Below are 11,482 nucleotides of genomic sequence, written 5' to 3'. Positions count from 1 at the left end.
TCCATGATGGCCTGTTTAGGGGGATGAGACTTTCGGAATATTCGAAGAACCAGAGGCCCTGAAAGAGACGAATGAACGTTCTTCAACTTAAACTGGAAAACAGATGTATCATAACCGCCCCGAAGTAGTGATGGAGGAATTTCGTAGTCTAATTTCGTATCACCAAGTTCCTCACTAAGGAAGGATAGAAGATTATCAGAAACTTGCCTAATATACTTTTCGGTGATTTCCATATTAAGATTATTTGATATAATATTGATATTATTTTTTCATCGCTTCCTAACGCTAAGTTCACCCGCGCTATTAGCGGCGGGTTAAACGAATTGTTCTGCCAAGCCGTAAATCCAGCATGAAGGTTACTCCCTAGAACTAATACACAAACGGAATAAACTTCTTTGTAACAGTAGAATATTCAGTAAAATCGTTTCCATATTTTTTGCTAAGGTGTTTATCGAGCATAGGAATTTGAATTACTATGAAATTCACAATTATTATGGCCGATATAAATAAACACAACATCTTCAATGTTATTAAAGCTAATCCAGTATAAGTAATAGCATCTCCAAAATAGTTCATATGCATGGCATATCTAAAGAGACCCTGTGTGTACAGTCGCCCTTTGTTTTCATTTTTTCTTTTCCAGGCAAATCGTTGGTAATCAGCCATAGTATTGATATATGAACCTACAAGAAACATGAATATTCCAACAATATCGATCAGTCCTATCGGTTCTGGACGGCTTCCTGCGGAGACGACAAAAACATAGAACATCATGAAATACAAAACCGAAACAAGGCTACCTTCGAACCAGCCGATTTTTCGCTGCATGAAAACGAACATCCCTATAGTAAATCTAACAAGGTAAATCGAACAGCAAAATAACATAATTACTTGTCGGTAGATATTTCCTTCGACTTTTTTAAAATTAAGAAAATCGGCTAACCAATCCGAATATCCGGAAGTTAACACTGTTGCTGTGATAATCCCCGCCAGGATACTTAAAGACAATAAGAGCTTTGCGAGAATCGAAGGTGCATGTTTATCTTGAAAGGACATATTGGTTTTTTAGATGTTACTTCGAATGTTTCAATTCAAGGTAATGAAATATCCAATTTCATTAGGCAGAACGTCATGAATGAGCTGCAGGCCGCCTTGCTTTGAGGATCGATGAACTTTTACGTAAACCCGCCTAGCTTTTCCTGACAGCTCCATCTCGCTGGTTAGAGGATTACACGTCTAGCTTGAACCCTAAATCAATTTCTGAAGCTGGCACGCCACCACGTATACCCCAATTATCCAGTGATGGTTCGTTCAGCACGATAAAAATATCGGATGGTTCAATGCCAAGTTCGCCAAATCGTCGTACAATTGATTGATATAGTTTGCGTTTTGCCTCCAACGATCGCCCAGGAAACAGGGTGATTTCCATGAACGTATAATTTTCTGTCTTTCCAGGTGGCACCGCAAAGTGCTCGGGCTTGTGCTCTATATAGCGGATCTGGCGATCGCCTTCAGGCACCTTTAGGGCTTCACGCTGGGCTTGGTATACTGCCTCCATAATCGCAGCAACCTCTTCCGCAGGACGACCTTTCCGCACCTCGATTCTCGCAAGTGGCATGATTACTCCTATCGCCTGAATTCAGCGGTGCGGTTTTCAGCAACCGCTGCAATGAATTGTTAGGTCAAGATTTTTCATGGTCCGTTCTTTTCTTTCTAAGTTCTATGATAAACACGATTGTAAGGAGTAAGATTTCAAGAGGTATAAGCCATAGTAGAGTTTGTGCTACGGAGGGGGTTTGCTGGCCAGCGACCATGTAATCACCAACTCTAAACGGGTTAAATATCCCGACAGGCATGAGAACAGCCACAAGCAGAAGGATTGCCGCTATTAAACGCAAAGCCCAGCGGTATTGTCGATAAATTGCATAAGCCAATCCAAACAATAAAGAACCAGAGATAATATTTTGGATGATGCTCTGGCCAATTGTAGCTGCAATGAAAAAGTTGCGTATAGATATCAGTGCCAATAAAGAGGCGCATCCAATTATTATGACCCTTCTTATTTGAGGCATCGTATCTTTCATTATTGTTGACCTAACGCCAGGCATCAGCGGCGCTGCTTTTCCGCGTCCGCCTGCATGCATCTTGTTAGGCCGCATCGTCCAATTTGCTATTTGGAAAGGACGGGCGAAATCTCCGTGGCAACAACATAGGTACCCTTGCTTGATAAGCATGATATGCATCCCCAAAATCATTAGTAAGGTCCCGCTCCTCGAGAACTGTTGCCACAACAACCCATATTGTCCACAATATGTTAAAGAACAGCCGGTCAGCTGTCAGTATCGGACAGGTCCAAAATAATATGATCATGAACAGGTAAAGAGGATGTCTTACCCAGCGGTAAGGACCTCGAACGGTAAAAGGAATTTCTTGTATTGGCGTGGTACGTATATACTTAAGTATCGGATTCAGACCAAACATGTCGATTGAACGTAATGCATACAAGCCCCAGAGCATTCCAAGAATTGATAGAAAGAATAGTGCGCGCAGGATATTTCGAAACAGCCCACCTGCTTCAAACAAGATTGTGTCAGAATTCTGCCAGAAAGCAACAAAAACGAATAAGATAACTCCTGAAGCCAAGGTGTATATTGCCCCTTGATAGTGGTTTGGGATAAAACTCGATAAACTTCTTCGAAAAGGGCGCCGAATCATGCCACTATGCTGAAGGAAAAAGGCTAAACATAGTACACCATTTAATACAAATTTTTCAGATTCGTTCAGATTCAGTTGTATCCAATTCAGAGATCCCGCGTACAGAAAGTATAGGAAAGATATGAACGATACGTAGCCAATACCACCAGCAATCATTAGAATAATAAGTGCGAAAATTTTATGAATCATTGTTGACATACTGATATTTGATTTGGCCTAACGGTTGAACTCAGCCGCGCAGTTTACTGCGACGGCTGCAGCGCCTTGTTATGAGGCTGGGTCATGAGTCCGATTCTTCCGGATAAAAAGCATACCCTTGCTGTACAACAGTTGAAGGCTCGAATGCATCTACAGTTTGAATATCCTCACAATAGATCATCGGTGGATCTGATTTATCGTTGAGAATATTTTTGAGCTTAGGATCATCACGTAGCATTTGTACTGCATTGCTTTCCGCTTCTGATTCGTTTTCGGCTACTACATACTGTGTAGTAAAAAATCCCATTCTAGAAGGCCTTCCGTCCAGTTCGAGCCAAAAGTTTTCACCTTTTAGTGAAACTGCGTAATGTGTCATCATATTAATCCTGCCGCATAACTAGTCAGTGAGTTGCATTTTTGCGTGGATATCGGGGTAACGCTGCAAAAATGCGATTATATTGATAAATTCTTGCTTTCTCAAAAGGGCTTATATATATATTTTACACCCAAAACCGTTGATTTTTCAAATTTATTTAAAATGGTTAAGCCGCCTAAAAAACTGCTGGACCAGGTCCGTGACCGGATCCGGCTCAAGCACTATTCCATCCGCACCGAGCGCAGCTACACTTCCTGGATCAAACGGTTCATCCTGTTTCACAATAAAAAGCATCCCAAAGATATGGGTGTTGCTGAGATCGAAGCATTTCTGACCCACCTGGCTGTTGAAAGAAAAGTCGCCCAATCCACCCAGAACCAGGCCCTCAACGCCATCATTTTTCTTTACCGCGAAATCCTGGGCATCGAACTCAAAGAGCCGATCAATGCCATCCGCGCCAAAAAGCCGCAACGGCTGCCGGTGGTGTTAACAAAAGCGGAGGTTTCAAAGTTAATCCATACTATGTCGGGCACTCAGAAGATCATCGGCATGCTGCTTTACGGTGCCGGAATGCAGTTGATGGAATGCATTCGGTTGCGGGTCAAAGACATTGATTTTGAGATGAATCAAATTGTGGTGCGCCAGGGAAAAGAAGACAAGGACCGCATTACGCTGCTGCCCGAGGTTGTCAAAGAAGATCTGCAGCAGCATTTAGACCGTGTTCAACTATTGCACGACGATGACCTGGCACAGGGCTACGGCAAAGTGTTTATGCCCCATGCCCTGGAAAGAAAATTCAAAAATGCCAGCTGCCAGTGGATCTGGCAATATGTCTTTCCATCCAAGAGCATTTCAAAAGATCCGCGCACGGGAATCAAGCGCCGGCCGCACATCCACGCCAGCTCCTTTCAAAGGGCGCTCAAAAAAGCCGTTCGCCTGACCCGCATCCCCAAAGCGGTCACCAGCCATGCCTTTCGCCACAGCTTTGCCACCCATTTGCTTGAAGACGGCTACGATATCCGCACCGTCCAGGAACTGCTCGGGCATAAGGATGTCAGCACCACCATGATCTACACCCATGTGATGCAAAAGGGCGCTATGGCCGTGAAAAGCCCACTGGATGTTTAGTTGATTTGTTAAATAGTTTAGTAGTTAAATAGTAGAATAGTTATATAGTTCGGTGGCAGAAGAAAAAGTACGAAAATGATTTGCAGATTTCCGGCCTGAAGTGTCGTTTTGAGGGTATGAAATGTCGTTTTCCGGTTTAATGTGTTAGCGCAAAGTGCCTGAGGGTGCTGCATGCTTGCAATCAGTAATTAAGATATCATTCAACCACAAATGAACTAAAGATAAGATCGAAGCCGGGCTCCACCTTGATCCAATCTTCTGCAGCTGCCTGACTAATCAAGAAAGCTCTTTTGTCAATTGTGTTGATGGAAAAGTACTCCCTTGTGTGGGGTACTTTTTCGCCCAGAAGAACAATATTAAAGTTTTCTTTTATTCCGATCTGCATGCCTGATGTTGTTTCCTTTTCGGCTTCGAAAAATACGTTTTCTTCAATTTTGCCAATGGGGACTTCCTGTTTGGTCGATTCGGAAAACGACTCCGCAAATTCATCCAATGTTAGTGCATATTGTTCAGAATAGATCTGGGCGATAAATATGGCATCACCAGGGGTCTCCACAAACAGATAGCGAAAACCGGGTTGCTCAACATCTTCGGTCACTTGCCAATTTGCAGGATAGGAAAACCGGATGCTATGATGATCATACATCAAAGGGGATGCGACATCAGCCGGTCTTTCACACCCAAAAAGAAAACATACCAAAAAGATTGAAATGACGAATATACGTGTTCTCATGTCTGCTTATCCTATTGTTTATCTTAACGTAGCTCTCGGTGAAGGCTTATGGTTGCCCACTGTTTATTCTGGTTCAAAGTTTAGTATTTTTCTGCCTTCAGTGTCTCGGCGCGGTCAAACATCTCGTCAGATATGGGGTCAATCTCCACCAATCGGTCATTCTCGATCCGAAAGGCCATTGAGCCCAGATCTGAGCTCTGAAGAATGACGATGTCTTCATTTTCCATCCATCCCAGAGCCCACTTCATCACATCACCGGCGCGTGAACGGTACACCTGAAAAGGCTCTGTCCCTGTCGCATCGGTGAGGTGGATCATCACGTGTGTATAATCATTGCTGCTTTGATCGGTGCGATTAACCGTGGCGTAGACCGCGTAGTTGCCCGAAGGCGACACCACAGCCTCACCATTGTGATCCTGCACCAGCAGGCAACCGCCAAGTATTAATACTCCTAAAAGCAAAAATGTTGTTAAATGCCGCAGCATGTGCCTCCCTGATGAACTGCGAGACGCTATCTGTTAAAGCGTTTTTTGCCCGGAACCCTCTTTCTCGTATTTCGTTTTATAGCCCGGGTTGGTTTCCGGGCGGATGGCATTCGGATAGTTCCAGTCGGTTTTAATATCCACCATGACTTCTTTGATCCGCTTGAAAACCTCATAGGGGTTTTGAATCCCGATGAACTTATCGTATATGCGCCCACCTTTATCGGAAACGCGGCCTGAAAAAGCCTGAATCGTGCCGACATTGAGCATATTTTCGATGGGGTTTACGTTCACTTCTATGTCGGAGACCTTATCGTAATCGATGGCCTTGAAATCCGTTCCCCAGAATCCGCTTCTCATCATCAGGCGTTTATTCGAGAAGGCATAAAAGGTGTTTCCATGGACCAGAAAGAGCCGTACGAAATTAAGGATACTGGCCCAGAACGGAAAAAGGTGAAGCGCAAAAAAGGGAATTGCGAATCCAGCCGCTTGCGGCGGCATATTTCTAATGAACCCGAAATAATCGATGGCACCCCATATAAGTCCGAAGCACAAAAATGGTATGCCTCTGGCTAGGAAAGCCACGAAATTGGGTTTTCCCACCCAGTAAATCTTCTCATCGCTATCTTTGACCGCCTCGAATTCTTTTGGAATGTGATGATCTGTCGTCATTTAATGATCCTTTCTCCTGCCAACGCGTCGGCGCGCTGCTCTTTTTTATGTGCTGCGAAACATCAAGTTGCAGACATGCGATTATATGAACGCCGGGTTGAATTTTTTGGTCAAGAATCCGCAGGGCAAGTCGGGCTGAAGGTCAGTGTTTCGATACGTCGAGCAAGATTGTGAGCGAACCAATTTATGAATTTTTCGGTTACCAAATCATTCAACAGCCTATTTTTAATTTTACCATTTAACTGCTTAACTATTTAACTATCTCCTCTATTGAGCGATTGTCGAGGTCGAAGATCCGCCTCTGGAGGATTGCCGCAGCTACAAGGTAGATGCCGTTCCGCTATAGTTGCCTATGCGGAATGACATCTAATCCGCCTGAGGCGGAGTAAGATCGGCAATCCCCCAGGGTTTCAAATTTAAAAAAATATAAATCGATAGAATTCACTGAACAAAAGACAGAGTGATTCATTTTTATAATTTGAAACGCTCAATTTAGGTATCTATCTTTTGCTGTTGAAATTGCGTCTTTTCTCTTCCAGCCGCTGATCGAGGTTTTTGAGCATCTCGATGGTCTTTTTCAATTTCAGATTCGATTCCTCAAGTTTGCGGGTTTTGTCACGCAGGCTGATTTCCTCGCGCCTTAATTTGCGGTTGGTGCGCGTAAGCGCTGATGTTTCTTTTTTGGACTGTTTAAGTTTTTTTTGCATCTTGCTGACTTGTGCATGTTGCCGGTTGAGTTCTTTGGTCAGGCGGTTAATTTCCTTTAAAGACGCCAGCCAATTGAGCGTTTCCCCGTTGGCTTTTGATTTGTCCATGCGCATGTAGGCCTGCAGGTGGGTTAAGGCCTTCTGATAATTGCGGTTGTGATTTTTATGGTCTGAGTAAAGCTTAGCCAGCTTTAGATGGGCCTCTTTGGTTGCCGAAGATTTACCTTTATTCTTGACGAGCTGATTGAGCTTGGCAATTTCTTTACTGTGCTTTTCGTTTGCCACTGGTGCAGGGCTGGCCTGAACCGATGGGGCTGTTCCGGTGTTAGTGGTATGGGTACAACCGACGATAGAAAATACGAGCACCATCAGCAGGGTCGCAACCGTTTGTGTCCTAATTGTTTGCATTGATTATCCTTTTGAGCCTCGCTTGGCATCCTGCAGGCTGATGAGTTTGCGATCTTTTTTGCCTTTGCGTGATCCGTCGCCGCGCTGATCCACCATGAACGTGCTGCCTTTCACTGTTTTGGCGTGTTCTTTCATTTCAGCGGCCACTTCCCCGATCTGGAGGTGGTTCTTAAATTTGCGTTTAACATTGGTGACCACCGCAATAGACAGGGATGCCAGAGGAAATTTGACTTCCTGACCCTGGCGGTTTTCGCCGACAATATGGCCGCGCTTGGAGTCGGCCTTATCGTAAAAGGTGGGAATCGTGCGATCAAAATGATCTATAATCGACTGGCAAATGCGCGGATAAAGGTCCGGGGTGGTGATTAGCACATAATCATCACCGCCGATGTGGCCGATAAAATCATCTTCAGACCCGTACCTGGCAGTTGCCTCACTGATAATTTCGGCGGTGGCCTGGATGATGTCATTCCCCCTGGCGTATCCGTAATGATCGTTGTAGGCCTTGAAATTATCGATATCCATCAGGCAGAAAGCAATCGGGACGCCGGCTTCGATGCGCTTGTTGAGCACATTTTCAATGGCGATGCCGCCGGGCAACCGCGTCAGCGGGCTGGTATCCAGATACATTTCCTCCAGCCGTTTTAAGCGCTGGGCCATGGTGCCAAATGAATCGGCCAGATCACCGAGCTCATCTTTGTTGGGAATCTGAGGCCGGTGATCAAAATCGCCCTCCGCGATTTTGCCGGTGGCGAGCTTTAATTTTTTGATGGCCCCGGCAATATTGTGGGTGATGGCAAAAGCGGCTGTCAGCGAGAACAGCAGCCCCAGGCCGCATAAAATCGCCGCAGCCTTAAACGCGTAGCGGCCAATGGTGGCTGTTTCGGCGGTTTTTTTCTTCTGCTGCCGCAGCGCGCGGGCCTGCATTTTCTTGATGACCGCTATGATCTTTTCCTGCTGGGTTTTGATATTTTTCTCAAATGCCTTGGATATCGGAGACTCGGGATCCTCGATCCAACCGATGGCTTCTGAGAGGATGTATTTATATTCGGTTTGCAGGCTGACGATTTCCTGGATGGGATAATCTTTTTGACCGGGCAAGGCCTGCAGCTTTTCGACCAGCTCGTTAAATTCCTTTTCCTTGTGCCAAAAATCCTTAAACACATCCGAGCTCTTTAAAATAAGGTAACGCTGGACATAAAATTCCTGGGCCAGGATGACATCGATCATTTTGCCCGATATGTTGGCCACCGGCAGATCGGTTTCATGGATGCTGCTGTTGATTTCATTCAGATTGTTTAGATTGTATAGCGCCAGCACCGAGATGCCCACCAGCAGAAGCAGCAGGACCGTGTATCCCAGCATCAGTTTGCGAGCGATGGTCAGGCTGTAAAAGGAGGTAACGATCCGTTTTGTGAGCCGGTCGAATGGTTTCTTTTTGTCTTTTTTTGATGGTTTCCCGTCAGCCACGGTCACCCCCGGTAATTATTTTTAAAAAATGCAAAAAATACGTATTTGCATGCACTTATCTGGAGTTGTTATCGGCTCAGTCGGGAGCGAACTTAAGGAAAAAAGGGGCGGTCTTTAAATTAAATGAATGCGTGCTAAATAGGAGCAGAGCAATGCCTTCCGCTCGCCGGGGGCAGCTTGTCGGTGGGAGTGGCGGCCGGGTGACGGAAGCCTATTGGGGTGCGGAAATCTTTAATTTCTGGCCGGGATAAATGGCGGCCTTTGAATCCAGCTTGTTGTATTGTCTCAATTGGTCAACAGAAAGATTGTAGCGGCGGCTGATGCGATACAGGTTTTCGCCCTGCTTGACCGTGTGCATTTTAGCCGGGGCCTGCTTTTTTGCCGCCGGGGCGGCTTTAGCGGGCTTGGCCTTGGGGGCGGCCTCAGCCTTTTTGACGGCCTCCGGAGCCGCTGTGGCAGCGGCGGTATTGAGCTGGGTGGCCAGGTTCTTGATGCGGGCGGTCATATTGGCTTCAAGCTGGTCCAGGCGTTCTGTCAACAAAATCAACTGATTCCCCGATCCGCCGGCCTGGGAGAGCCCACCCTCACCATCCATGGATCCCAGGCGACTTTCCAATTGCTCGAGCCTGGATTCCATTGCCAGCAACTGGGATTTTTCGGCCAGGCTATAGGTTCTGGCAATAACCACCACCGTTAACACAATAAGCACCAGGAAGCCGGCCAGGGCAATATAGATGTGTTTAAATGGCTGTCCGTTGGAAGTGCCGCCGGAGCCATAGTAAGCGTCTTCAGCGTTTTCCATGGATTCGGTTTCCCCGTAACTGCTGTTCAATACGAAATCCTTGCCGCTGCTGTCTTGGGATTGTGCCATTTTTCTATCCTATTGTTTTTGGTTTTTTAGATTAGTAGGATGACCATGCGCTCATGCCGTATGTTAAAAATAGATGTATTTGTGAGAAAAGGCAATAGAAAAGTACACTATATAGTGGTTGCGCCGGCCTGTTACCCCAATTTATAGACACACAGCTTCAACCAATGCGCCGGTGCTCGTCGGTGTTTTTCAGCCGCCAGCGGGCAAGTACCAGCACCGCCAGCATGGTCAGCAGAAAATAGCCGGGAAACCAGGCGATGGATTTTACAAATACCAGGTTTTCCAGTTGAAGGTCGCCGATGTTCGGCTGTGCGGCGACAACACCTCGGCTCAGATATGCCAGCAGCAAAGAGTACAGCACCCCGATCAGGCCATAGGCCAGGTTAAACGACAGCCCCTTGAAGCTTAAGACCGTTGCCCGCTGATGGGAATCGGTGATGCGGTTCAAATAATGGCTCTGGAAAAAATTTTCCAGATACATGACCGCCACCAATATGATAAGCGGCAACAATCCGATAATCGGCCAAAAAAAGGTCATACCGATCAATCCGATCAGGGTCAGTGCGGCCATCACGGACAGATTAAACGCGGGCGAATGCTTTTGTGCCAGGCGTCGGGCAAGCCGCGGCATCACCAGGCCCAGTATCGCTAGCCCGGATCCGATCAGGCCAAAGGTGGCTTCCGGCAGCTCGATCAAACGGTAATACTGGCTGTTGAGGGTGATGATCATGCGAATGCAGTTGTCAAAAACCAAACCGGCCAGAATGATAACCAGCGCAAAGGGCGTTCGCAAAATCCAGCCGCCGGCGGTAAAGGTTAGTTTAAAGGCCTGGCCAATTGATGACCCGCCGCCGGTTTTGGCCTGCTGGTACCGCGGTTCGGTTTCGCGCATGCACCAGGCGGTGATCAGGGTGAAGACGGCCATCAGCAGGGTCAGCAGGGGAGGGATGCGCAGGGTGATGCCCTGATTAAATGTCACATTGAGGCCCAGTGCGTCGGCGACGCGCTGCATCAACTGGGGGTCGTAAACGGCGGCCCCCAGGCTCATGGCAATGATAAAGGCGCTGGATCGTGCCCACATCTGCTTTTCGAGAACCCGCGGCCAATCCCGCACATCACCTTCAGCCTCGAGGCTGTCATAAGCGATGGCTTCATCGGCCCCGGAGGCCGCTGCCTCGGCCGCGCCGCTCAAAATTCGATTGACCAAAAAAATGGGAAACAACAGCTGCGCGTTGCCCCGCGGCGCAAAACACAGCAAGATCATTTCGATGACCATCAAAATCCCGGTAAACACCAGTAAATTGCGACGACCGACCGTGTCGGCCAGGGCGCCGGAGGGCACCTCCAGCAGCACAATGGTGGCTGCCCAGGCGGCATTGAGCAGGGCAAACTGCTCTAAGGTCAGACCATAGTCTAAAAATAAAATGGTAAATACCGGATAGTAAAAGCGGCAGTTAAAAAAGACCCGGAAAGCAATAAACAGGCGTACATTGCGGATTTTGTATGGAGATGTGGTGGGTTCTGTATCCAATATATTAACTGTGGAGTCTAAAGGCTATCTCAACATTTTGCCAACAACAATAGGTTGAGCCCGTTACCCGCTTGTCCGCCTTTGGCGGGTTAGCCCGTTATCCGGTTCAATAAAAACAAGACATTATTCCTTTTTTAACAGGCTCAATCCGCCGGAGGTGGACTCAACCGGGTAACCTGCTGGTGGAATCA

Annotated in this window: 12 protein-coding genes; 1 reads left to right on the top strand and 11 read right to left on the bottom strand. The window is 46.8% G+C overall.

Annotated elements, in window-relative coordinates; translation table 11 throughout:
* Window positions 1–369: 369 nt before the first annotated feature.
* The 4 genes from QNJ26_14520 to QNJ26_14505 form a co-directional block, all read right to left on the bottom strand.
* The gene (locus tag QNJ26_14520) at window positions 370–828 is read right to left on the bottom strand and encodes a DUF1295 domain-containing protein (protein MDJ0986753.1); all 459 of its coding nucleotides are present in this window, start codon (window positions 826–828) and stop codon (window positions 370–372) included.
* 400 nt (window positions 829–1,228) lie between these two features.
* Entirely contained in the window at window positions 1,229–1,618 is a 390-nt protein-coding gene (locus QNJ26_14515) for a tautomerase family protein (GenBank protein ID MDJ0986752.1), read from the bottom strand.
* 64 nt (window positions 1,619–1,682) lie between these two features.
* The gene (locus tag QNJ26_14510; protein ID MDJ0986751.1) at window positions 1,683–2,234 is read right to left on the bottom strand and encodes a hypothetical protein; all 552 of its coding nucleotides are present in this window, start codon (window positions 2,232–2,234) and stop codon (window positions 1,683–1,685) included.
* Window positions 2,235–2,995: 761 nt separating this feature from the next.
* A complete protein-coding gene (locus tag QNJ26_14505) occupies window positions 2,996–3,292 on the bottom strand; it encodes a hypothetical protein (GenBank protein ID MDJ0986750.1) in 297 nt (98 codons plus the stop codon).
* A 42-nt stretch (window positions 3,293–3,334) separates the two neighbouring features.
* Here QNJ26_14505 and QNJ26_14500 point away from each other — a divergent pair, with 42 nt between their 5' ends.
* Window positions 3,335–4,417, top strand: a complete 1,083-nt coding sequence (locus QNJ26_14500; protein ID MDJ0986749.1) for an integron integrase — start codon at window positions 3,335–3,337, stop codon at window positions 4,415–4,417.
* A gap of 196 nt (window positions 4,418–4,613) precedes the next feature.
* Here QNJ26_14500 and QNJ26_14495 read toward each other — a convergent pair whose 3' ends face one another.
* The 7 genes from QNJ26_14495 to QNJ26_14465 form a co-directional block, all read right to left on the bottom strand.
* Entirely contained in the window at window positions 4,614–5,150 is a 537-nt protein-coding gene (locus QNJ26_14495; protein ID MDJ0986748.1) for a hypothetical protein, read from the bottom strand.
* A gap of 80 nt (window positions 5,151–5,230) precedes the next feature.
* On the bottom strand, window positions 5,231–5,635 hold the full coding sequence (locus QNJ26_14490) for a hypothetical protein (protein MDJ0986747.1): 405 nt from the start codon (window positions 5,633–5,635) through the stop codon (window positions 5,231–5,233).
* A gap of 33 nt (window positions 5,636–5,668) precedes the next feature.
* Window positions 5,669–6,304, bottom strand: a complete 636-nt coding sequence (locus QNJ26_14485) for a PH domain-containing protein (protein MDJ0986746.1) — start codon at window positions 6,302–6,304, stop codon at window positions 5,669–5,671.
* Window positions 6,305–6,804: 500 nt separating this feature from the next.
* Complete coding sequence (locus QNJ26_14480; GenBank protein ID MDJ0986745.1) at window positions 6,805–7,419, bottom strand: hypothetical protein; 615 nt, start codon at window positions 7,417–7,419, stop codon at window positions 6,805–6,807.
* Window positions 7,420–7,422: 3 nt separating this feature from the next.
* Window positions 7,423–8,889: a HAMP domain-containing protein gene (locus tag QNJ26_14475; GenBank protein MDJ0986744.1), complete on the bottom strand. Its 1,467-nt coding sequence runs from the start codon at window positions 8,887–8,889 to the stop codon at window positions 7,423–7,425.
* Window positions 8,890–9,100: 211 nt separating this feature from the next.
* Complete coding sequence (locus QNJ26_14470) at window positions 9,101–9,760, bottom strand: LysM domain-containing protein (GenBank protein ID MDJ0986743.1); 660 nt, start codon at window positions 9,758–9,760, stop codon at window positions 9,101–9,103.
* Between the two features lie 157 nt (window positions 9,761–9,917).
* Complete coding sequence (locus QNJ26_14465) at window positions 9,918–11,291, bottom strand: MFS transporter (GenBank protein MDJ0986742.1); 1,374 nt, start codon at window positions 11,289–11,291, stop codon at window positions 9,918–9,920.
* Window positions 11,292–11,482: the final 191 nt, after the last annotated feature.

The organism is Desulfobacterales bacterium (genome assembly GCA_030066985.1).
GTDB lineage: Bacteria > Desulfobacterota > Desulfobacteria > Desulfobacterales > JAHEIW01 > JAHEIW01.
Note: the sequence above shows the minus strand (reverse complement) of the source record. Positions and strands in the feature narration are given on the sequence as shown.

Bases quoted from the DNA above. Each gene is read 5' to 3' on its own strand.
- QNJ26_14495 (MDJ0986748.1), bottom strand. From the start codon at position 5,150: ATGAGAACACGTATATTCGTCATTTCAATCTTTTTGGTATGTTTTCTT.
- QNJ26_14505 (MDJ0986750.1), bottom strand. From the start codon at position 3,292: ATGATGACACATTACGCAGTTTCACTAAAAGGTGAAAACTTTTGGCTC.
- QNJ26_14485 (MDJ0986746.1), bottom strand. From the start codon at position 6,304: ATGACGACAGATCATCACATTCCAAAAGAATTCGAGGCGGTCAAAGAT.
- QNJ26_14470 (MDJ0986743.1), bottom strand. From the start codon at position 9,760: ATGGCACAATCCCAAGACAGCAGCGGCAAGGATTTCGTATTGAACAGC.
- QNJ26_14490 (MDJ0986747.1), bottom strand. From the start codon at position 5,635: ATGCTGCGGCATTTAACAACATTTTTGCTTTTAGGAGTATTAATACTT.
- QNJ26_14520 (MDJ0986753.1), bottom strand. From the start codon at position 828: ATGCAGCGAAAAATCGGCTGGTTCGAAGGTAGCCTTGTTTCGGTTTTG.
- QNJ26_14510 (MDJ0986751.1), bottom strand. From the start codon at position 2,234: ATGCTTATCAAGCAAGGGTACCTATGTTGTTGCCACGGAGATTTCGCC.
- QNJ26_14480 (MDJ0986745.1), bottom strand. From the start codon at position 7,419: ATGCAAACAATTAGGACACAAACGGTTGCGACCCTGCTGATGGTGCTC.
- QNJ26_14515 (MDJ0986752.1), bottom strand. From the start codon at position 1,618: ATGCCACTTGCGAGAATCGAGGTGCGGAAAGGTCGTCCTGCGGAAGAG.